Source organism: Ralstonia sp. 110700041-2, from assembly GCF_056280165.1.
On sequence record NZ_JBSFAI010000002.1, the window covers coordinates 115837 to 135139 of the forward strand.

The following is a 19303-nucleotide window of genomic DNA, read 5'->3' on the forward strand; positions in this document are numbered from 1 at the left end:
GCCCGTCTCAGGAGAACCCATGAAGCGCATCAACCTCACCCGCTACCTGATCGAAGAGCAGCGCGAGCACAACTCCATCCCGGCCGAGCTGCGCCTGCTGCTCGAAGTCGTGGCGCGCGCCTGCAAGGCGATCTCGCACAGCGTCAACAAGGGAGCCCTTGCCGGCGTGCTCGGCTCGGCCGGCACCGGCAACGTGCAAGGCGAAACCCAGCAGAAGCTGGACGTGATCGCCAACGAAGTCCTGCTCGAAGCCAACGAGTACGGCGGCAACCTGGCCGCCATGGCCTCGGAAGAGATGGAATCGTTCTATGAGATTCCGCATCGCTATCCGAAGGGCGAATACCTGCTGCTGTTCGATCCGCTCGACGGCTCGTCCAACATCGACGTGAATGTGTCGATCGGCACCATCTTCTCGGTGCTGCACATGCCCAAGGCCGGCGAAGCCGTGACGGAAGCCGATTTCATGCAGCCCGGCTCCAAGCAGGTCGCCGCCGGCTATGCCGTGTACGGCCCGCAGACCACGCTGGTGCTGACCGTCGGCAACGGCGTGCACATGTTCACGCTCGACCGTGAAGTCGGCAGCTTCGTGCTGACCCACCGCGACGTGAAGATTCCGGTCGACACGAAGGAATTCGCCATCAACATGTCGAACATGCGCCACTGGGCCCCGCCCGTGCGCCGCTACATCGACGAATGCCTGGCCGGCACCGAAGGCCCGCGCGGCAAGGATTTCAACATGCGCTGGATCGCCTCGATGGTGGCCGACGTGCATCGCATCCTCACGCGCGGCGGCATCTTCATGTACCCCTGGGACAAGCGCGAGCCGGGCAAGGCCGGCAAGCTGCGCCTGATGTACGAAGCCAATCCGATGGCCTTCCTGGTGGAACAGGCCGGCGGCGCGGCTACCAACGGCGAACAACGCATTCTGGATATCCAGCCCGAAAAGCTGCACCAGCGTGTGGCGGTGGTCCTGGGATCGAAAAACGAGGTGGACCGTGTCACGCAATATCACCTCGAGGCCAAGAAAACGGCGTAACGACCCCATGTAAGACCGTGGTTCCAGCGGTTCTTGCAGAGCGACAAAAAGATCTGTTAGAATCGCTGTTTCCGACGCCGCTGTAGCTCAGTCGGTAGAGCAGCGCATTCGTAATGCGAAGGTCACCAGTTCGATTCCGGTCAGCGGCACCAGAATAAAAAAAGCCCAGTCTTCATCGACTGGGCTTTTTGCTTTGCGCCTCCGAAACAAAGCAAGCCAAATCAAGCCGCCGGAATGCGCAGCTTCTGCCCCGGATAGATCTTGTCCGGATTCGACAGCATCGGCTTGTTGGCTTCGAAGATGGCCGGGTACTTGTTCGCATCGCCGTAGAACTTCTTGGCGATGGCCGAAAGCGTATCGCCGCGCTCCACGGTGTGCCATTGCGATTCTTCCGACTCGGTGTTGACCGACATCTGGTCATCCACCGACTTGATCCCCTCGACGTTGCCGCAGCACAGGATGATTTTCTCGCGCGTGGCTTGATCCGGCGCTACGCCAAACACCTTGGCAGCATCGCCTTCCACCTGCACCGACAGCGCTGTGGCGCTCAGGCCCTGCTGCGCGATGTAGTCCTGGATGGCTTGGCCCTTTGCATCGTCGGCTGCCTTGGCGGCATCGGCATCCGCCGACGCATCGGCCGGCGCGGCTGCAGCGCTGCCGTGGAAGAGCTTCTCGCCAGCCTCTTTGATGAAGTCAAAAAAACCCATAACGACCTCCATAAGTACACAACGGGGAACGGGAACGCAGAGAGGCGGGCCACAGCGGAGCGCGCCTGTCGCGGCAGTGTAGCCGCTTGCCAACGGTGTCTCCATGACAGTCGCGCGCAATTGCAAACTTTGCGCCCCGACCAGGCGCCAATGCGGCGCTTCGCCCACTTTCAATGCTGCATTGCAACAAACTCGCTGGCACACTGTCCTACCAATACCGAAACCCCTTGCGACCTCTCGGAGAGCACGCGCACCATCGTCCTCATCCGAGCAACTTTGCCTCCGCCATGCACCGTAATTGGATGAAATCCATCACCCGCCTGGTCGACGCCTTGACCACACCGGGCTTTGGGCGCCCGTCATGGCCGCCTAAACCGGTTAAGCCGCTCAAGCCAACCACACGCGGCGAGAGCCTGCGCCGCGTACGCCCCACGCCCACCCAGGGCACCTTCGTCCGCGAACAGTTCATCTACGAACCCGAGTCGCCCGCCGTGGTGGCGCGCCGGCCGGAATACTGGCTCTACACACCGCCCACACGCGGCAGCAAGCCCCCGGCACTGATGGTGATGCTGCATGGCTGCAAACAATCGGCGGAAGTGCTGGCGCATGGCACGCGCATGAACGCACTGGCAGACCGCGAGGGCTTTATCGTGCTGTATCCGGAGCAGCCGCGCCGCGCGCATCCGCAATGCTGCTGGCACTGGTATGACCCGGAGCACGCTGGCGCGCGCGAGGCCGACGGCATTGCCCAACTGATCGAACAAACCCTGGCACAAACTGGCGCAGACCCCTCGCGCGTGTATCTGGCAGGGTTGTCGGCCGGCGCGGGATTGGCCGGCCTGATGGCATTGCGTCATCCGAAGTTGTTTGCCGCGTTGGCGCTACATTCGGGCCCGGCCTTGGGCGTGGCACGCTCGCCGGCGTCTGCATTGAACCTGATGCGCCGCGGGGCACGCGTCGACGCCGTCGATGCGCTCTCCAGCGTGGTAAACGTGGCCGCCTATCCCGGCATGCCAACGATGCTGTTGCACGGTCTGCGCGATGAGGCCGTCAACCCCACCAACCAAGCGCAGTTAGCCGCGCAGTTCCGCGCGCTGAATCATCTGGGCGATGGGCGCAACGTCTCACGCGAAACCACGCGCGGCGAGGGCTATGTCCTGCGCAACGACATACGCGACGGCGAATGCATCGTCAGCCTGTGCCAACTCACCGCCACGGGCCACGCCTGGAGCGGCGGCGACCCGCGCTACGCCTTCCACGCGCCGGGCCCGGACGCGACCTGGCTGTGGTGGCAATTCGCACGCCGGCACATTCGCGATACAGCGCTCGCGGCGTAAGCGGACGTTAGAGATCGATCGACTGCTGCACGGCGTTGCGCCCCAGCAATTCATCGATCAAGCCATAGCCGCGCGTGAGCCCGGCGTCTTCGGCGGCTTCACGCGTGGGCAGCGGGCGTTCGTCATGCGAATGGGCGACGAGCGTTTCGACGGCCGTCGGGTCCGCGCCGGACTCGCAGATGCGCACGACAAAATCCCACTGCGTGGGTCCCTGCCCGCTCTTGTCCGATTTGCGCTCAGCACGCGGAATGGCCAGTACGTAGACGTCAAAGTCTTTGTACAGCTCGGTGCGCCAATTCGATTCCATTGTCATGTGGTCTCCCGGAAGGCGCCGCGGCCTCGCTTTCAGGGGTTGCGGCGTCGACAGACTCGCTTGCAAAAAACAGGCCGGTACATGACCGGCCTGTCGTTGCATCATCAGCATTCGCCCTTGCGTGCGTGGCCCGGGGGGCAGTGGTAGCGGTCGTCGCGGTCGCGGCGACCGTGATCCCAGTCGCGATCCCGATCACCGCCACGCCAGCGACCGTCGTCGCCGCGGTCCCAGCCACCGTCATGCATCTGCCAGCCGTGCGGACCCTGCTCCCAACGCGGCTCGCGCCAGTGATAACCCGGGCGGCCGTGTTCACCATAGCCGCGACGCCAGACATAGCGGCCATCGCGCCATTGCCAATAACCCGGCACCCATACGTAGCCCGGCTGCAAGACCGGCACCGGCTCATACTGGGGCGGTGGCGGCGCGTAGCTCGGACCGATCTGCACACCGATCGACACCTGCGCGTGCGCCGGCAAGGCGATCGAACCTGCCACACCGGCAGCGGCCAGGCATGCGGCGAGAATCCACGCGTTCTTCTTCATGTGGGGACCTCCTTTCCAAAGCAATCAAGCTTGGGGGCATCGTAGCATCGCGTTTCGCCTCCGCCTCTAGGGTGTTACGCGGCGTTACCTCCGTTACCGGGGATCGGAAATGTGTTCACGTTTGCGTGACGTTGTGGCCGGTCCTCGCCGAGCCACGCGCAAAAAGCCTGCACCACTTCGTCACCGAGATTGCGCGCAGGGCTGTACCAGTAGTAGCTGCGCGCGCCCAGCGCGAGATTGGGGAACGGTGCCACAAGACGCCCCTCCTCGAGATCATCCGTGATAAGCGCCGATGGCCCCATCGCGACACCCAAACCATCGATGGCGGCTTGAATGGACAGATAGAAATGCTCGAACGTTAGCGCATGCGCAGGCCGCAGGTTTGGTACGCCGGCCAGCACCAGCCAGCTTGGCCACACGGAGGGCAGCGTGTCCGAATGCAGCAGCGTGTGATGCCGCAACTCCGACGGCGTCGACAACGGCAAGCGCTCCAGCAACACAGGGCTGCACACCGGAAAGCGGCTCTCGTCCAGAAAGCGTCCCGATCGAAACCCCGCATGAATCTCCGGCCCGCCACGAATGATCACGTCGAAATGGTCGGGCAAGTCCTCGATCTCTTCGATGGAGGTGGTCAACCGCACCTCCACGCGCGGAAAGCGCATCTGGAACGTGGAGAGCCGCGGAATCAGCCAGCGCATGGTGAACGTCGGGATGCTGTTCACGCGGAGGATGCGCGCCGCGTCGCGGTCGCGCAGCGCCTGGCTGGACGTGCTGATGCGGTCAAGTGCTACGCCAATCTCCGACAGGTAGCGCTGGCCCGCATCAGTCAGTTCCACCCGCCGATTCAGCCTGCGAAAGAGCGACACGCCGAGCCACGCCTCGAGTGCCTGAACCTGGCGGCTGATCGCGCCATGCGTGACGTTCAGCTCGTCGCCCGCACGCGTGAAACTCAGATGGCGCGCCGCCGATTCAAAGGCGCGCAAGGCATTCAGAGGAGGCAGCTTGCGCATATCGCGTGAGTTTTTCGCACAGATCAGGTCAGTATATATCGATTGTTGATCACACTTCCTGGGACTACGCTGGCGCCTTCTGGCTCTCGCCGACACTACATCGGGTGAGAAAAATCGACCCGATCCTCACTTCGTGCACCACGTCATCGTGACCCCCGCCGTTATCGCCCTGGTTCTCTGCGCCGCCCTGCTCCACGCCTCATGGAATGCATTGCTGAAAAGCGGCTCGGACCGCCTGCGCGCCATCACGCTGATGACACTGGCTTCAGGCGTGGCAGCACTACCGATGGCGATTGCATTGCCATTGCCCGCACCGGCCGCGTGGCCGTATGTGGCGCTATCCGCGGTACTGCACGTCGGCTACAACGTGTTCCTCGCGCGCGCGTATCGGTTTGGCGAGTTCGGGCAGGTGTACCCGATCGCGCGCGGGTCATCGCCGCTGCTGGTAACGGTGGGCGCCTCGCTCTTCGCGGGCGAAATGCCGGGCGTGATTGCGCTCGCGGGCGTGGTGCTGGTGAGCGGCGGCATTCTCAGTCTGGCGCGCGGCCGCAAGGCCGACCTTGGCTCGACGCTGGCGGCGCTCACCACGGGCGCATTCATCGCGTGCTACACGGTGTGCGACGGCATCGGCGCAAGGGCAGCCGGCAATGCGAATGCGTACTCGGCATGGTTGTTCATGCTCGACGGACTGCCGATGGTGCTGCTCTATCGCGTGTGGAAAGGCCCGTTGAACATCGACCTGCGCGACGCCAACACGCTCAAGACGTTTGGTGGCGGCGTAGTCTCGCTCATCGCCTACGGCATCGTCATCTGGGCTGTGACACTCGCGCCGATGGGGCCCGTGTCGGCCTTGCGCGAAACATCGGTGGTGTTTGCTGCGTTGCTCGGCCGGCTGTTCCTGAAGGAGTCGCTCACGGCGCGGCGCCTGTCGGCCTGCTCTGTCATCGCCTTCGGTGCTTACTGCCTGGGGCACCCGGCCTGAGCACAACGCTCAGGCGGTGCGCGGCGGATATTTGACTTCGAGGATGTCGATCTGCTCGACACCTGTGGGCGTGCGCAGCGGCACCGTATCGCCCACGCGCGCCTTGATGAGCGCACGCGCAATCGGCGAGATCCAGCTCACGTGCCCGATGTCCAGATCCACCTCGTCCATGCCGACGATGGTGATCGTCTTCTCTTCACCACGCTGGTTGGCGTAGGTAACCGTCGCGCCAAAGAAGATCTGATCGTTGTCGCCCTGCAAGCTGGCGTCGACAACCTCGGCCTTCTCGATACGGCGCGTGAGAAAGCGGATGCGACGATCGATCTCACGCAGGCGCTTCTTGCCGTAAAGGTAGTCGCCGTTTTCGGAGCGATCACCATTGGATGCCGCCCACGACACGATGCCAACCACTTCGGGCCGCTCGGTGTCGATCAGGTGCATCAGCTCGGTGCGCAGGCGCTCGTAGCCCGCCGGCGTGATGTAGTTCTTGGAACCCGGCGGCAAGGGCGCAGCGCCCTCGGGCAGATCGTCTTCATCGTCGCCGGAATCTTCCCGGACGAAAGCCTTGTTCATGATGGAAGAAGCCACGGTGGATCAAGGCTCCATTATAGAAAGTTGGCCCCTCTCGAAGAAAAAGTGAAGAAGGGGGTTCACAAGGCAAAAAATCTCTGTATAATCTCATTTCTCGGTTGCGGCTGTAGCTCAGTTGGATAGAGTACTTGGCTACGAACCAAGGGGTCGTGGGTTCGAATCCTGCCAGCCGCGCCAACCTAATACGAGAATGAAAGGGGCTTCCAGAAATGGAAGCCCCTTTCATTTGTCCGCGCCGGTCGTGCCAAAGCGCTCTTGTGTGTGCTCTAGCAGGCCACAACCAAAAAAGGCGAAGCCATGTGGCCTCGCCTTTTTTTGTTTCCGCTCGGAGCGTCAATCTCCACCGCGATCTCGCGCAATACGAATCACATCCGGGTTGCGCCGCAGCGCGCGCATCACATCGGCCAAGTGCACGCGATCATGCACCTGGATCAGGAACGTCATGTACGTCGCTTCCTGATCGCCCTCTTGCTCCATCGACACGTGCGCCACGTTGGCGTCAGCCGACGTCAGGTCGGCGGCGACACGCGCCAGAATACCCTTCGTATTGCGCACCAGCACCTTGATCGACACATCGAACGCGCGTGTCGTGTGCTCCGCCCACATGACGTCAATCCAATGCTCGGGATCCTTGCCATGCAGACGTTTGGCCACGCGGCATTCCTGCACGTGGATCTGCAAGCCTTCGCCCTTGCCGATATAGCCGACGATCGGGTCACCGGGAATCGGGCGGCAGCACGAAGAGAACACCATTGCCATGCCTTCGTCGCCACTCACGGTGACGGCAGGGGCCTCGTCGCCAGCGAAGGTATGCACGGCCGCCATCAAGGCTTCATCGCCGTCGTGACCGCCTTCTTGCAGAAGAATTTCGAGACGGCGCGCAACCACGGCGGCCACCCGGCGGCCGAGCGCGAGATCCGCAAAAACGTCTTCACGCGCCTTGTTGCCCGTCCACTGCACGACGCGCTCCCATACCTGGGCGGACACGGCCTTCATGTCGATGCCAATCTGACGCAGCGCCTGTTCGAGCAAACGCTCGCCCAGTTGAATCGCCTCATCCAGCTTGGCCGTCTTGAGGAAATGCCGGATCGCCGCGCGCGCCTTGCCTGTGCGCACGAACGTGAGCCATGCGGGGTTCGGCTTTGAATACGGCGCCGTCACCACCTCGACGATGTCGCCGTTTTTCAGCTCCGTACGCAACGGCAGCAGTTCGTTGTTGATCTTGACCGCCACACACTGGTTGCCCAGATCGCTGTGCACAGCGTAGGCGAAGTCCAGCGCCGTAGCACCGCGCGGCAGCGCGCGGATCTCGCCCTTGGGCGTGAACACGTAGACCGCATCCGGGAACAGGTCGATCTTGACGTGCTCCAGAAACTCCTGCGAATCCCCCGTCTGGCTTTGGATGTCGAGCAGCGACTGCAGCCACTGATGCGCTTGCTGCTGCGCGCGATCGGGCTCGTCGTGGTGCTGCTTGTACATCCAGTGTGCGGCCACGCCGGCTTCCGCAATCTGGTTCATCTCACGCGTCCGGATCTGGAACTCGACCGGTGTGCCGAACGGGCCCACCAGCGTCGTGTGCAGCGACTGATAACCGTTGATCTTGGGGATGGCAATGTAGTCTTTGAACTTGCCGGGCATCGGCTTGTACAGGCTGTGCAGCGCACCCATCGTCATGTAGCACTGCATCTGCGTGTCGACCACCACGCGAAAACCATACACATCCAGCACCTGCGAGAACGACAACTGCTTGTCGTGCATCTTGCGGTAAATGCTGTACAGCGTTTTTTCGCGCCCGGTCATTTCGGCCGGGATGCCCGCGTCGGTCAGCGCGCGCTGGGCCGTTTCCAGAATGCGGCTCACGACCTCGCGCCGATTGCCGCGCGCCGCCTTCACCGCCTTCTCGAGCGTGGCATACCGGAACGGCGAGCCAATGCGGAAGCTCAATTCCTGCAGCTCCCGGTATGTCGTATTCAGGCCGAGGCGGTGCGCGATCGGCGCGTAAATCTCCATCGTCTCGCCGGCAATGCGGCGCCGCTTCTCCGGCGGCACGTGGTCGAGCGTGCGCATGTTGTGCGTACGATCGGCGAGCTTGACGAGAATCACGCGCACATCGCGCGCCATCGCGAGCAGCATCTTGCGGAAGCTCTCGGCTTGCGCCTGTTCGCGGCTCTGGAATTCAAGCTTGTCCAACTTGGTCAGGCCGTCGACCAGCTCTGCGACTTTAGGGCCGAACTTCTCGGCAAGCTCGCTCTTGGTCACGCCCTGGTCTTCGATCACGTCGTGCAGCAGCGCCGCCATGATCGATTGCACATCCAGCTTCCAGCCCGCGCAGATCTCTGCCACGGCCACGGGATGCGTGATGTACGGCTCGCCGCTTTGGCGGTACTGCCCGAGGTGCGCCTCATCGGAGAAGTGGAAGGCTTCCTTCACCAGCTTGAGATCCGCCGGCTTCAGATACGACAGCTTTTCGGTCAGCCCCGAAATGGAGACGACCTGTTGGCGAGGCGGTGCCGCCGGCTGCGAGGTCGGGCCGAAAAGATGCCGATAGGTCTGCTCGAGCACCGCATCAATGAAGAGCGTGTCGGCGCCCTCCGGCTTGGCTGTCGAGCCAGCGGCGTCGGCGCTTGCGCCCTTATGCGATTTGGGCGGCAGGGCTGCCCGCTCCCCTACCAGGTCGGCGCCACGCGGATCAGGCAAGTTCGGCGCACCGGTACGAGGCGACGCGGGGCCGGAGCCGGAAGCGGATGACGGCATGGAAACGATGGAAGCGGTGGAAGACCCGGAAGGGACCGTGGAAGCGCCCGGCTCAGGACCGGACGACCTCGCGGACGATTCCACCGACGGCACGTTGTGTTCGTGCGTGGCGGAATGTTGGGTCCTGGGCGAAGAAGAAACGGGCGAGGTAGGCATGCCGGAGGTCTGGTGCGTTCGCGGCTTTCACATCCACGAAAGATCGCAAGAACGATCAGTGACCGAGGCAGCGTACCACGCCAGGTAATGCCAGGTAACGCGTGTCAGCTCAGGACGGAACCTTCTTGAGCATCTCGATGCCAACCTGGCCCGATGCGATTTCGCGCAATGCGGTCACGGTTGGCTTGTCCTTGGCATCGACCTTGGGCGTGTGGCCCTGCACCAACTGACGGGCGCGGTACGTTGCGGCCAATGCCAGTTCGAAGCGATTCGGAATCTGTTTCAAGCAATCTTCGACGGTAATACGCGCCATGAAAACTCCACCTGGTGGCAAATCTAGTTGATCTCGATATTTTAGCAGCAGCGCAGCACTCCCTTCGGACAGCTCTTGGGCGCAGGCGCTACCACACTTTCGCAATCGCGCTGGAAAACGTGATTGCGCTGCGTGCTCAGTGAATGCCCAGCTCGACGAACAACTCGCCGTGGCGCGCCTTCTGGGCACCGAAGCGCAGGCGCGTGGCCTGCACCACGGTGCGCAGTTCGGCCAATGCGGTATCGAACACTTCGTTGATGATCACGTAGTCGGCCTCGGGCGCGTGCGCCATCTCGGAGCCCGCCGCCAGCAGGCGGCGCACGATCACATTCGGCTCGTCCTGACCGCGCTTCTTCAGACGTTCTTCCAGCGCAGGGAGCGACGGCGGCAGGATGAAGATTTCGACGGCATTGGAAAAACGCTGATGCACCTGTTGAGCGCCCTGCCAGTCGATCTCGAGCAGCACGTCGGTGCCGGCGCGCATCTGTTCTTCGATCCACACGCGCGAAGTGGCGTAGTAGTTGCCGTGTACCTCGGCCCATTCGAGAAACTCGCCGCGATCACGACAAGCCTTGAACTCCTCGACGGTCATGAAGTTGTACTCGCGGCCGTGCTGCTCGCCCGGACGCGGCTTGCGCGTCGTAGCTGAGACCGACAGGCGAATCGACGAATCCTGCGCCAGCAGCGCATTCACCAGCGTCGACTTGCCGGCGCCGGACGGTGCCACGACCATGAACAGGCTGCCGGGAAAATGATTCTCGATGGGCGTATCAACGGCAGAGTGCGCTTGAGAGGATGGCATGTTCTGGTTCTATCGTTTCAAGTTATTCGAGGTTCTGGACCTGCTCGCGCATCTGCTCGATGAGCAGCTTGAGTTCCATCGATGCATCGGCCAGTTCCTTGGCGGCGGCCTTCGAGCCGAGCGTATTCGCCTCGCGGTTCAACTCCTGCATCATGAAATCGAGGCGCTTGCCGATCTGGCCGCCCTTCTCCAGGATGTGGCGCGTCTCGCGCAGGTGCGCCTGGAGGCGCGAAAGTTCTTCGGCGATGTCGATGCGGATGCCGTAGACGGTAGCTTCCTGGCGGATGCGCTCCGACAGCTCGTCGCGCGTCAGTGCCGGCGTGCCTTCGGGCGCGGCCAGGCCAAACGCCTCGCGCAGGCGTTCGGTCAGCTTGTCCTGATGCTGCTGGATCAGGACCGGCACCATCGGCGTGAGCTTGTCGACGATGACGAGCATTGCGTCAGCACGGTCGAGCAGCACGGCCTTGAGCGCATCGCCTTCGCGACGGCGCGATTCCAGAAGTTGCTTGAGCGCCTCTTTGGCTGCCTCGATCACGGCGTCGCGCAACGCGTCCTGTGTCAGTTGGGGCTCGGCCAGCACGCCGGGCCAGCGTAGGATTTCACCCATGCGCAGCGAACCCGATGCCGGCAGGTGGGGCGTAACCGCCTGCTCAAGCTTGGCCAGTTGTTGCAGCAGTTCCACATTGAGCGCTGCGACATCGCTGGCGGCTTCCTGGCGCTGCAGGTTGATCCGGCACTCCAGCTTGCCGCGCGACAGTGCACCCATCAGCATTTCGCGCAGGGCCGGCTCGAAGGCACGGCACTCTTCCGGCGCGCGGAACAGCAGATCGAGGAAGCGCGAGTTCACGGTGCGGAACTCGACCGAGACGGTGGCGACGCTCCCGCTGGGTGCGCCATGGGCATCGGTAAAGGCTGCCTGGCGTGTGGCAACGCCGTAGCCGGTCATGCTGTGGATCATGGAATCGTGGTGTGTTGTTCTTGATCGAGTCGGAAAATCCGGCGGCGGTTATTTAACGCCCGGAATTGGCGGGGAATCCCCCACCTTTTGTCGCTTTACAACGTGTGGACTGGTCAGGGAGAATCCGACAGCCATTTCGCCACACAAACCCATGACAGAGTCAAAAGGCTCAGGACAGCCACGCAGTGCACCGTTGCCGGTCGGCACCTTGCTGTCCAATTATCGTATTGTAAAGAAGTTGGCCAGCGGGGGGTTCAGCTTCGTCTATCTCGCCACCGACGAACATGGGACGCCGGTGGCCGTGAAGGAATACCTGCCGTCTTCGCTGGCCCGTCGCGCGCCCGGCGAATTGATTCCTGTCGTGCCCGAAGAAAGCGCGAGTGCGTTCCGCCTGGGGCTCAAGTACTTCTTTGAAGAAGGCCGGTCGCTGGCCAAGATTTCCCACCCCGCCATCGTACGCGTGCTCAATTTCTTCCGGGAAAACGGCACCGTCTATATGGTGATGACGTATGAGCAGGGTAAGACGCTGCAGGAGCACATCCTCACCGCGCGTCAGCAGGGCAAGCTGAAGATGCTGCGCGAGCGCTTCATCCGCCAGGTCTTCCATGACCTGATGAGCGGGCTGCGCGAAGTCCACATCCACAAGCTGCTGCACCTCGATATCAAGCCCGGCAATATCTACCTGCGCGAAGATTTTTCGCCGATCCTGCTCGATTTCGGCGCTGCACGGCAGACGCTCACCGCCGAAGCCTCGCGCTTCCAGCCGATGTACACGCCGGGCTTTGCCGCACCGGAGCTGTACCGCAAGCACAACGAGCTGGGCCCGTGGACGGACATCTATAGCATCGGCGCCACCATCTATGCCTGCATGGCCGGCACGCCGCCCCAGGAAGCCACGCAGCGCGAGAAAGACGACAAGCTGGAAGAAGGCCTGGAGCGCCTGCGCAAGGTCTACACAGCCAGCCTGATCGATCTGGTTGGCTGGTGCCTGAAGATGAAGCCTGAAGAGCGCCCGCAGAGCGTGTTCCGCCTGCAAAAGGTGCTGCGTGAAGAAAGCAACGCGCTGACCGAGTTGCAAGCGTTGACCGCCATCACACAGGGTGGCCCGGTGCCGGAAGAAAAAGAGGCGTTGACAACGCGTTTCATGAGCCGGCTGTTGCGCCGCCGGGACAGTTGACCGCCAAGCCGCCACCCATAGGCGGAGTATGATTCCAAAAGGTGCAACACTCGGCGGGACTAGCCGCTGCACCGCATCCCCTCACCGAATACTCATCTAGCCGCAATGCGATTCTCGGTTTATCAGGAAAGCAAGAAAGGCGCGCGACGCGTCAACCAGGACCGCATGGGCTACTGCTTCACGCGCGACGCCATGCTGATGGTGCTCTGCGACGGCCTGGGCGGGCATTCGCTGGGCGAAGTTGCTGCCCAGCAGGCGCTGCAGACCATGGCGCGCCAGTTCCAGCGCCACGCACGTCCGTCGATCCGCAATCCGCGTGATTTCCTGCACGAGAGCATCATGCTCGCGCACCGCGACATCCACCGCTATGCCGAGACGAACGGCCTGCCGGATGCGCCGCGCACGACAATCGTCTGCGCGCTCGCCCAGCGCGGCTCGCTGCACTGGGCGCACGCCGGCGATTCGCGCATGTATTTGATGCGCAAAGGTGAACTGGTGACGCGCACGCGCGATCACTCCAAGATCGAGAACCTGCTGCAACAAGACCGTGTACTGCCGATGCAGGTCGCGAACCACCCCGAGCGCAACAAGATCTACAACTGCCTGGGCTCGCCCAATCTGCCGCTGATCGACATCGGCGGGCCGGTGAACCTTGAGCCAGGCGACGTCGCCATGCTGTGCTCCGACGGACTGTGGGGCAGCGTGCAGGAAGACGAACTGATCGACACCTGCACAAGCTTCTCGGTCACGCAGGCGATTCCTGAGCTGATTGCCCGCGCATTGCGCAATGCCGGCGACTCGGCAGACAACACCACCGCCATCTCCATGATGTGGGAGCTGGACGCTGTGACCACTACGCAGGATTCGGTGCAGACCGACACCCTCCCGCTAAACGCCTTCACCACGTCCATCCTGGACGCGCCGCAAAGCGAATCGGGGCTGATGTCGGAAGAGGAAATCGAGCGCTCCATCGCTGAAATCCGCGCCGCCATTGACAAGACGAGCAATCTGACGCGCTAAGCGCCACAGCGCAGACTCCCTCCTCCGGCCCGCCCTGCTGAGCGCAGCGCGGGCCGGTATCATGTCGGGCTATCCGTTTCTTAAGCGAGACCCCACATGCGACCCAGCGGCCGCCAGCCCGACCAACTCCGCCCTGTCACCCTCACCCGCAAGTTCACGCGCCATGCCGAAGGCTCGGTGCTGGTGTGCTTTGGCGACACGCAAGTGCTCTGCACGGCCAGCGTGCTGCCCAAGGTGCCGCCGCACAAGAAGGGCAGCGGCGAGGGCTGGGTGACAGCCGAATACGGCATGCTGCCGCGCTCGACGCACACGCGCTCCGACCGCGAGGCCGCACGCGGCAAGCAGAGCGGCCGCACGCAGGAAATCCAGCGCCTGATCGGCCGCGCGATGCGTACAGTGTTCGATCTGCGCGCGCTGGGCGAGCACACGCTGCATCTCGACTGCGACGTGCTGCAGGCCGATGGCGGCACGCGCACGGCCAGCATTACCGGCGCGTTCGTCGCGGCATATGACGCTGTCTCGGTCATGCGCGAAAAGGGCCAGTTGGTGGGCGACCCGGTCCGCGACTTCGTGGCAGCCGTATCGGTCGGGGTGGTCGACGGCGTACCGGTGCTCGATCTGGACTACCCCGAAGACTCCGCCTGCGATACCGACATGAACGTCGTCATGACCGGCAGTGGCGGCTTTGTGGAAGTGCAAGGCACCGCGGAAGGCACGCCGTTCTCGCGTGCCGAAATGGATGCAATGCTGGGCTTGGCCGATCAAGGCATCCGCACGCTGATCAGCCTGCAGAAGCAGGCGCTGGGCCTGTGATCGACACGGCCATGCGCAAGATCGTTCTCGCATCAAACAACGCCGGCAAGCTGGCCGAGTTCAACACGCTGCTGGGCACCCTCGGGTTCGACGTGACGCCGCAAGGCGCGCTCGGCATTCCCGAGGCGGAAGAGCCCTATGCGACGTTCGTTGAAAACGCGCTCACCAAGGCGCGCCACGCGAGCCGTGCGTCGGGCCTGCCTGCGTTGGCAGACGACTCCGGCATCTGCGTGCATGCGTTGGGCGGCGCGCCGGGCGTGTATTCCGCGCGCTATGCGCAACTGGTGGGCGAGCCCAAATCGGACGCCGCCAACAACGCCCGCCTCGTCCGCGAACTGGTCGGCAAAGCGGATCGCGGAGCACACTATGTTTGCGTGCTTGTCTACGTGCGCCATGCCGATGACCCGCAGCCGATCATTGCCGAAGGCAACTGGTTTGGCGAGGTGATCGACACACCGCGCGGCGACGGCGGCTTCGGCTACGACCCACACTTCCTGCTGCCCAATCTCGGCAAGACCGCCGCCGAACTGACCAAGGCCGAGAAGAACAGCGTGAGCCATCGTGCACAAGCCCTCGCGCAGCTCGTCGAACGGCTGCGCACCTTTGAAAACGCCTGACGTTCCGATGATCCCGATTTACCCCGCCGGCGCAGCCAAGACGCCTGCCGCGACTGCCGCTGAGACCGGTGACAAGGTCACCTCCGTCTTCCTGCAGCCGGGCAAGATCAACTTGCCCGCTTCGCCGCCGCTGTCCTTGTACGTGCACGTGCCGTGGTGCGTACGCAAGTGTCCGTACTGCGATTTCAACTCGCATGCGGAGCCGGAACAGGGCATCCCGGAAGAGCGCTTTCTGGCTGCCGTGCGGCAAGACCTGGAAGCCGCGCTGCCGATGGTGTGGGGCCGGCATGTGCACACGATCTTCATCGGGGGCGGTACGCCGAGCTTGTTGTCGGCGCAAGGGCTGGACCGCTTGCTGTCGGACATCCGCATGCTGCTGCCAGTTGACGCCGACGCCGAGATCACGATGGAGGCCAACCCGGGCACGTTCGAGGCAGAACGCTTCCGTAGCTACCGCGCCAGCGGCGTGAACCGCCTGTCGATCGGCATCCAGAGCTTCAACGACGCATACCTGCAGGCGCTAGGCCGCATCCACAGCGCCGCTGAAGCGCGCGCCGCCATCGACATGGCCCGCGCGCATTTCGACAACATCAACCTCGACCTGATGTTCGCGCTGCCGGGCCAGACACTTGCCGAGTGCGAGGCCGATGTTGAGGCCGCGTTGTCGTTCGATACGAATCACGTGTCGCTGTACCACCTGACGCTGGAGCCGAACACCTACTTCGCCAAGTACCCGCCCGCGCTGCCGGATGACGACGCGGCGTTTGCAATGCAGGACTGGATTCACGCGCGGTTGGCAGCGGCAGGCTACGAGCACTACGAGGTGTCGGCATACGCCAAGGCCGGCAAGCGCTGCAAGCACAACCTGAACTACTGGCAATTCGGCGATTACCTCGGCATTGGCCCGGGCGCACACGGCAAGCTCAGTTTTCCGCACCGGGTCATCCGCGAGATGCGGCACAAGCATCCGGACACGTATCTGCGCCAGGCCGAGACTGCGGGCGGTGCGGCCGTCATGCAGGAGCAGCGCGAAGTCGACGCTGCCGACCTGCCGTTCGAGTTCATGCTCAATGCGCTGCGACTGACGGACGGTTTTCCCGTCACGCTGTTCCAGGAACGCACGGGCCTGCCGCTGCGCTCCATTGAGCGACAACTCGACGCCGCCGAGCAGCGCGGCCTGCTGACGCGCGACCATGTCGCCATCCGCCCGACCGAACTGGGACAGCGATTCCTCAACGATTTGCAGGAATTGTTCTTGGCCGACGACGAAAACTGACGGTACCCGGTGCCAAGTTGCGCCAGGTACCGTTACAATGGCGCCCTTGCTCGCAACGAGCAGCGCAGTACGAAGGAAGCGTGGCCGAGTGGTTTAAGGCAGCAGTCTTGAAAACTGCCGATGGGGTGACCCATCCGTGAGTTCGAATCTCACCGCTTCCGCCACGGCTCATTCCAAGGCGTTCCAATACACTCCGAAATAACCTGCTAAACCCAAGCTGCGACGCGGTTTTGGGGGTATTTCTCTTCTTGCCGCTTCCAAATCGCTCCGACACAATCCACCCATCGAACAGGGGTGAGAACAGGGGTAGGAATGGCGACACGGCAACTGCATCGGCTGACAGCGCTCAAGATCGGCAAGCTGGACGCTCCGGGGCACTACCCGGACGGCGGCAACCTCTACTTCCAGATTTCTGAGACCGGATCGCGCTCCTGGATTTTCAAGTTCACGCTGCGCGGCAAGTCGCGAGAGATGGGGCTAGGACCCCTGTCCTCTGTCTCTCTGGCGGCCGCGCGCGTCGAGGCCGCGAAGTGTCGCAATCTCCTGCGCGAAGGCCTCGATCCGATCGAGGTACGGAAGGCGGAGCAGAACAAGCGTGTCCAGGAAGCTTCTGGCCCGCGCCTGTTCAGGGCGGCGGCAGCCGCCTACATCGCCCAGCACCGAGACGGCTGGAAGAACAAGAAGCACGCCCAGCAGTGGGAAAACACGCTGGCGACCTATGCCAACCAGATACTCGGCGATCAGGACGTGCGCGACGTCGACACTGCCATGATCGTCAGCGTGCTGCAGCCGATCTGGATCTCGAAGCGGGAAACCGCGTTCCGGCTGCGCGGCCGGCTGGAATGTATCCTTGACGCCGAAAAGGCTCTCGGGCACCGGGAGGGCGAGAATCCGGCGCGCTGGCGCGGCCACCTCGACAAGCTGCTGCCGAAGCAGAACCGCCGCAAGAAGATCAAGCACCACCCGGCCCTACCGTGGCAGGAGATGCCTGAATTCATGAAGGCGCTGCGCGAACAGCGTGGGACCGCCGCCCGCATGCTGGAGCACCTGATTCTGACGGTCGTGCGCACGCAGGAGGTGCAGTTCGCGCGCCCCGAGGAATTTGCCATGGGCTATCGCATCTGGACGGTGCCCGGTGAGCGCATGAAGATGGAATTGCCGCTGCGCGTGCCGATGGTTGATCGCTTAGTTGAGTTGGTCAAGGAAGCTCTGCCTGACGCGCGCGATGGCTGGCTCTATCCTGGCCGCGTGAAGAATAAGCCACTCTCTAACATGGCGATGCTGAAGGTGCTGGAGCGCATGGGCTACGACCACATCACGGTGCATGGCTTCCGCTCAACCTTCCGGGATTGGGTGGCCGAGTGCACGGAATATGCAGATTCGCTCGCAGAAAAGGCGCTTGCACACGCCATCCAGAACGAGAGCGAGGCGGCTTACCGCCGTGGTGACATGCTGGAGCGCCGCCGAAAGATGATGAGCGACTGGGCCAGATTCTGCTCCGGAGAGACGGCGGCAATCATTTCTATCAGCCCGATGGGCAACGCGCCACTATCGGCGCACGGCTGATTAATCGGGAACCGTCGCATTCGCCCCATCGTCTGGATTGATCGACCGCGCGCAATGACCAGGTGGTCGACCAAATATTCCGATAACCCAGTCGATGACCCGGCAAAGCACACAGGCCCACCGCGCTCCTTTCTTCTGAGCCTTACCTGCTCGCGACGACAACATCTCGTTTGCATCGCCACCCCAGAACACGTTGAGTCCCTCATCGCCCCATCGTAGCCAGTTCCACAAATAGCGCTTAAGGAAGGCGATGGCTTTCATTGCGTTGCCCCGCTTTTCCCATCCCCCTGGATCTGCATGCGCTGAAGTACACCGCGGTGCCATGCAGTGATACCCACCGCTGCACCGGGCACCGCTAGGATCATGGCAATGGCTGTGGCGAGTTGCGGCACCATGTTGAGTGCCGTCAGATCCTTTTGGATGATGGCGACGTAGAACAGGTAGCAGACAAAGCACACTGCCACGAATGACCCGAGGCCGACGACAAAGCCGTTGAACGGGCGCCAGCCCTTCTGATACCACGATTCATTGGCAGAATTGGCAACCTCGGCCTGCATCGTGGTATTGACCGCTTGCACCTGTGCCGTGTCGGCGGCCAGTTCGGCCTTGGTCACGTCAGCGGCGATCTCTGCCAGATGCGCCTGCTGATCTAGCACCGCCTTTTGGAACTGAAATGCCAGATTCGGATCTGCCGCCAGTGCGGCCACCGTGGCATCGGGTGACGACTGTCCTGTTACCTGCTGGGCAATACCGACCACTTTGCCAGCAACTTCTTCGGCCTTCTGGCCGCCAAGCCAGCCGGCGATCATCGGCGCGAACTGCGCCAGTGCGAGAGCGATTGGAAGCATCACGCAGCTCCTTTCCAGAGGTTGTTGGCGATGCGGATTGCCCAGCCTCGCCCGAAGGTGAGCCACGTCTTGATGGCCGTGAAGTAACGCAGGCGGATCGAGTTCCAGCGCATCATGAAACGCAGGGGATCGGTCGCTTGCACTGCGGCGATTGTCTGCGGCCCGAGCAGACCGTCGACCTTGGCGCCGGACGCGCCTTGCATCCAGATCACCGGATGACCACCGTTGTAGTTGGCATCGAAGATCTGAAACGCCACATGCGGATCGAATTCATCTAGATGCAACGGATCCCAATAGAGCTTCTTGGCAATGGCTTTTGCCGTTACTTGGGGAAGTTCTCGCATCGGTCCGGTATAGCCACTTGCGCGGGCTACGCGGGCAGTGATGCCCCACATTGTTTCCCCTCCCGGGTCAGCCGGGTTGTTGCTGTAACCGCCCTCGTTTCCGATCAGGGCGTCAAAGGCGTCGTCAAAGCTGCTCATGAT

At 62.8% G+C, this 19303-nt stretch carries 22 protein-coding genes and 3 tRNA genes; 13 read left to right on the top strand and 12 right to left on the bottom strand.

From position 1 onward, the window contains the following. The first annotated feature begins 19 nt into the window (after positions 1 to 19). Both ACUXH0_RS03055 and ACUXH0_RS03060 read left to right on the top strand, forming a co-directional pair. Positions 20 to 1036: a class 1 fructose-bisphosphatase gene (locus ACUXH0_RS03055; protein ID WP_182593788.1), complete on the top strand. Its 1017-nt coding sequence runs from the start codon at positions 20 to 22 to the stop codon at positions 1034 to 1036. A 76-nt stretch (positions 1037 to 1112) separates the two neighbouring features. Continuing rightward, positions 1113 to 1188, top strand: a tRNA-Thr gene (locus tag ACUXH0_RS03060). A gap of 69 nt (positions 1189 to 1257) precedes the next feature. On the opposite strand, the gene lysM is transcribed toward ACUXH0_RS03060, so the two are convergent. Further along, on the bottom strand, positions 1258 to 1743 hold the full coding sequence (lysM, locus tag ACUXH0_RS03065; RefSeq protein ID WP_009241111.1) for a peptidoglycan-binding protein LysM: 486 nt from the start codon (positions 1741 to 1743) through the stop codon (positions 1258 to 1260). 302 nt (positions 1744 to 2045) lie between these two features. Here lysM and ACUXH0_RS03070 point away from each other — a divergent pair, with 302 nt between their 5' ends. After that, the gene (locus tag ACUXH0_RS03070; protein ID WP_009277481.1) at positions 2046 to 3080 is read left to right on the top strand and encodes an extracellular catalytic domain type 1 short-chain-length polyhydroxyalkanoate depolymerase; all 1035 of its coding nucleotides are present in this window, start codon (positions 2046 to 2048) and stop codon (positions 3078 to 3080) included. Between the two features lie 7 nt (positions 3081 to 3087). Here ACUXH0_RS03070 and ACUXH0_RS03075 read toward each other — a convergent pair whose 3' ends face one another. The 3 genes from ACUXH0_RS03075 to gcvA all read right to left on the bottom strand — a co-directional run bounded on the left by ACUXH0_RS03075 (position 3088) and on the right by gcvA (position 4945). Continuing rightward, positions 3088 to 3393: a hypothetical protein gene (locus tag ACUXH0_RS03075; protein ID WP_004630916.1), complete on the bottom strand. Its 306-nt coding sequence runs from the start codon at positions 3391 to 3393 to the stop codon at positions 3088 to 3090. A 104-nt stretch (positions 3394 to 3497) separates the two neighbouring features. Further along, positions 3498 to 3935 (bottom strand): YXWGXW repeat-containing protein, encoded by a 438-nt coding sequence (locus ACUXH0_RS03080; protein WP_182593787.1) that lies wholly within the window; start codon positions 3933 to 3935, stop codon positions 3498 to 3500. Between the two features lie 74 nt (positions 3936 to 4009). After that, on the bottom strand, positions 4010 to 4945 hold the full coding sequence (gcvA, locus tag ACUXH0_RS03085) for a transcriptional regulator GcvA (protein WP_009241115.1): 936 nt from the start codon (positions 4943 to 4945) through the stop codon (positions 4010 to 4012). Between the two features lie 148 nt (positions 4946 to 5093). Here gcvA and ACUXH0_RS03090 point away from each other — a divergent pair, with 148 nt between their 5' ends. After that, positions 5094 to 5927 carry a DMT family transporter gene (locus ACUXH0_RS03090; RefSeq protein WP_182593786.1) on the top strand — a complete coding sequence of 278 codons (834 nt, stop codon included), beginning with the start codon at positions 5094 to 5096 and terminating at the stop codon, positions 5925 to 5927. Positions 5928 to 5936: 9 nt separating this feature from the next. Here the strand turns inward: ACUXH0_RS03090 and greB are convergent, their stop codons facing one another. Continuing rightward, positions 5937 to 6500 (bottom strand): transcription elongation factor GreB, encoded by a 564-nt coding sequence (gene greB, locus ACUXH0_RS03095; RefSeq protein WP_004630922.1) that lies wholly within the window; start codon positions 6498 to 6500, stop codon positions 5937 to 5939. Between the two features lie 118 nt (positions 6501 to 6618). Here greB and ACUXH0_RS03100 point away from each other — a divergent pair. Next, positions 6619 to 6695 (top strand) — tRNA-Arg (locus ACUXH0_RS03100). 156 nt (positions 6696 to 6851) lie between these two features. On the opposite strand, the gene ACUXH0_RS03105 is transcribed toward ACUXH0_RS03100, so the two are convergent. Then, the gene (locus ACUXH0_RS03105; protein ID WP_009241117.1) at positions 6852 to 9272 is read right to left on the bottom strand and encodes a RelA/SpoT family protein; all 2421 of its coding nucleotides are present in this window, start codon (positions 9270 to 9272) and stop codon (positions 6852 to 6854) included. Between ACUXH0_RS03105 and ACUXH0_RS03110 the strand changes: the two genes are divergently transcribed. Beyond that, positions 9271 to 9516 carry a hypothetical protein gene (locus ACUXH0_RS03110; RefSeq protein WP_182593809.1) on the top strand — a complete coding sequence of 82 codons (246 nt, stop codon included), beginning with the start codon at positions 9271 to 9273 and terminating at the stop codon, positions 9514 to 9516. The genes ACUXH0_RS03105 and ACUXH0_RS03110 overlap by 2 nt on opposite strands. A gap of 21 nt (positions 9517 to 9537) precedes the next feature. On the opposite strand, the gene rpoZ is transcribed toward ACUXH0_RS03110, so the two are convergent. The 3 genes from rpoZ to ACUXH0_RS03125 form a co-directional block, all read right to left on the bottom strand. Beyond that, positions 9538 to 9741 carry a DNA-directed RNA polymerase subunit omega gene (gene rpoZ, locus ACUXH0_RS03115; protein WP_004630929.1) on the bottom strand — a complete coding sequence of 68 codons (204 nt, stop codon included), beginning with the start codon at positions 9739 to 9741 and terminating at the stop codon, positions 9538 to 9540. A gap of 136 nt (positions 9742 to 9877) precedes the next feature. After that, positions 9878 to 10543: a guanylate kinase gene (gmk, locus tag ACUXH0_RS03120; protein ID WP_004630931.1), complete on the bottom strand. Its 666-nt coding sequence runs from the start codon at positions 10541 to 10543 to the stop codon at positions 9878 to 9880. Between the two features lie 22 nt (positions 10544 to 10565). Beyond that, the gene (locus tag ACUXH0_RS03125) at positions 10566 to 11501 is read right to left on the bottom strand and encodes a YicC/YloC family endoribonuclease (RefSeq protein ID WP_182593785.1); all 936 of its coding nucleotides are present in this window, start codon (positions 11499 to 11501) and stop codon (positions 10566 to 10568) included. 151 nt (positions 11502 to 11652) lie between these two features. On the opposite strand from ACUXH0_RS03125, the gene ACUXH0_RS03130 reads away from it, so the two are divergent. The 7 genes from ACUXH0_RS03130 (at position 11653) to ACUXH0_RS03160 (ending at position 17970) form a co-directional block, all read left to right on the top strand. Next, complete coding sequence (locus tag ACUXH0_RS03130; RefSeq protein WP_004630936.1) at positions 11653 to 12678, top strand: serine/threonine-protein kinase; 1026 nt, start codon at positions 11653 to 11655, stop codon at positions 12676 to 12678. A 105-nt stretch (positions 12679 to 12783) separates the two neighbouring features. Continuing rightward, positions 12784 to 13698 (top strand): PP2C family protein-serine/threonine phosphatase, encoded by a 915-nt coding sequence (locus tag ACUXH0_RS03135; RefSeq protein ID WP_004630938.1) that lies wholly within the window; start codon positions 12784 to 12786, stop codon positions 13696 to 13698. A gap of 96 nt (positions 13699 to 13794) precedes the next feature. Beyond that, positions 13795 to 14511 carry a ribonuclease PH gene (rph, locus tag ACUXH0_RS03140; RefSeq protein WP_004630940.1) on the top strand — a complete coding sequence of 239 codons (717 nt, stop codon included), beginning with the start codon at positions 13795 to 13797 and terminating at the stop codon, positions 14509 to 14511. An 11-nt stretch (positions 14512 to 14522) separates the two neighbouring features. Next, on the top strand, positions 14523 to 15128 hold the full coding sequence (rdgB, locus tag ACUXH0_RS03145; protein WP_009241118.1) for an RdgB/HAM1 family non-canonical purine NTP pyrophosphatase: 606 nt from the start codon (positions 14523 to 14525) through the stop codon (positions 15126 to 15128). 7 nt (positions 15129 to 15135) lie between these two features. After that, entirely contained in the window at positions 15136 to 16404 is a 1269-nt protein-coding gene (gene hemW / locus ACUXH0_RS03150; RefSeq protein WP_009241119.1) for a radical SAM family heme chaperone HemW, read from the top strand. Positions 16405 to 16478: 74 nt separating this feature from the next. Next, positions 16479 to 16568 (top strand) — tRNA-Ser (locus tag ACUXH0_RS03155). A gap of 148 nt (positions 16569 to 16716) precedes the next feature. Further along, positions 16717 to 17970, top strand: a complete 1254-nt coding sequence (locus tag ACUXH0_RS03160; RefSeq protein ID WP_182593783.1) for a tyrosine-type recombinase/integrase — start codon at positions 16717 to 16719, stop codon at positions 17968 to 17970. Here ACUXH0_RS03160 and ACUXH0_RS03165 read toward each other — a convergent pair whose 3' ends face one another. Genes ACUXH0_RS03165 through ACUXH0_RS03175 form a run of 3 tightly spaced genes read right to left on the bottom strand, consistent with a single transcriptional unit; the run spans position 17971 to position 19300 of the window. After that, on the bottom strand, positions 17971 to 18231 hold the full coding sequence (locus tag ACUXH0_RS03165) for a hypothetical protein (protein ID WP_182593782.1): 261 nt from the start codon (positions 18229 to 18231) through the stop codon (positions 17971 to 17973). Beyond that, positions 18228 to 18818 (bottom strand): 3TM-type holin, encoded by a 591-nt coding sequence (locus ACUXH0_RS03170; protein WP_182593780.1) that lies wholly within the window; start codon positions 18816 to 18818, stop codon positions 18228 to 18230. The genes ACUXH0_RS03165 and ACUXH0_RS03170 overlap by 4 nt, the downstream gene beginning before the upstream one ends. Continuing rightward, entirely contained in the window at positions 18818 to 19300 is a 483-nt protein-coding gene (locus ACUXH0_RS03175; RefSeq protein WP_182593778.1) for a glycoside hydrolase family 108 protein, read from the bottom strand. Before ACUXH0_RS03175 ends, ACUXH0_RS03170 begins: the two co-directional genes overlap by 1 nt. Positions 19301 to 19303 lie beyond the last annotated feature (3 nt).

Bases quoted from the DNA above. Each gene is read 5' to 3' on its own strand.
- ACUXH0_RS03055 (WP_182593788.1), top strand. From the start codon at position 20: ATGAAGCGCATCAACCTCACCCGCTACCTGATCGAAGAGCAGCGCGAG.
- lysM (WP_009241111.1), bottom strand. From the start codon at position 1,743: ATGGGTTTTTTTGACTTCATCAAAGAGGCTGGCGAGAAGCTCTTCCAC.
- ACUXH0_RS03070 (WP_009277481.1), top strand. From the start codon at position 2,046: ATGAAATCCATCACCCGCCTGGTCGACGCCTTGACCACACCGGGCTTT.
- ACUXH0_RS03075 (WP_004630916.1), bottom strand. From the start codon at position 3,393: ATGACAATGGAATCGAATTGGCGCACCGAGCTGTACAAAGACTTTGAC.
- ACUXH0_RS03080 (WP_182593787.1), bottom strand. From the start codon at position 3,935: ATGAAGAAGAACGCGTGGATTCTCGCCGCATGCCTGGCCGCTGCCGGT.
- gcvA (WP_009241115.1), bottom strand. From the start codon at position 4,945: ATGCGCAAGCTGCCTCCTCTGAATGCCTTGCGCGCCTTTGAATCGGCG.
- greB (WP_004630922.1), bottom strand. From the start codon at position 6,500: ATGAACAAGGCTTTCGTCCGGGAAGATTCCGGCGACGATGAAGACGAT.
- ACUXH0_RS03110 (WP_182593809.1), top strand. From the start codon at position 9,271: ATGGAAACGATGGAAGCGGTGGAAGACCCGGAAGGGACCGTGGAAGCG.
- ACUXH0_RS03105 (WP_009241117.1), bottom strand. From the start codon at position 9,272: ATGCCGTCATCCGCTTCCGGCTCCGGCCCCGCGTCGCCTCGTACCGGT.
- rpoZ (WP_004630929.1), bottom strand. From the start codon at position 9,741: ATGGCGCGTATTACCGTCGAAGATTGCTTGAAACAGATTCCGAATCGC.
- gmk (WP_004630931.1), bottom strand. From the start codon at position 10,543: ATGCCATCCTCTCAAGCGCACTCTGCCGTTGATACGCCCATCGAGAAT.
- ACUXH0_RS03125 (WP_182593785.1), bottom strand. From the start codon at position 11,501: ATGATCCACAGCATGACCGGCTACGGCGTTGCCACACGCCAGGCAGCC.
- ACUXH0_RS03130 (WP_004630936.1), top strand. From the start codon at position 11,653: ATGACAGAGTCAAAAGGCTCAGGACAGCCACGCAGTGCACCGTTGCCG.
- ACUXH0_RS03135 (WP_004630938.1), top strand. From the start codon at position 12,784: ATGCGATTCTCGGTTTATCAGGAAAGCAAGAAAGGCGCGCGACGCGTC.
- rph (WP_004630940.1), top strand. From the start codon at position 13,795: ATGCGACCCAGCGGCCGCCAGCCCGACCAACTCCGCCCTGTCACCCTC.
- rdgB (WP_009241118.1), top strand. From the start codon at position 14,523: ATGCGCAAGATCGTTCTCGCATCAAACAACGCCGGCAAGCTGGCCGAG.
- hemW (WP_009241119.1), top strand. From the start codon at position 15,136: ATGATCCCGATTTACCCCGCCGGCGCAGCCAAGACGCCTGCCGCGACT.
- ACUXH0_RS03160 (WP_182593783.1), top strand. From the start codon at position 16,717: ATGGCGACACGGCAACTGCATCGGCTGACAGCGCTCAAGATCGGCAAG.
- ACUXH0_RS03165 (WP_182593782.1), bottom strand. From the start codon at position 18,231: ATGAAAGCCATCGCCTTCCTTAAGCGCTATTTGTGGAACTGGCTACGA.
- ACUXH0_RS03170 (WP_182593780.1), bottom strand. From the start codon at position 18,818: ATGCTTCCAATCGCTCTCGCACTGGCGCAGTTCGCGCCGATGATCGCC.
- ACUXH0_RS03175 (WP_182593778.1), bottom strand. From the start codon at position 19,300: ATGAGCAGCTTTGACGACGCCTTTGACGCCCTGATCGGAAACGAGGGC.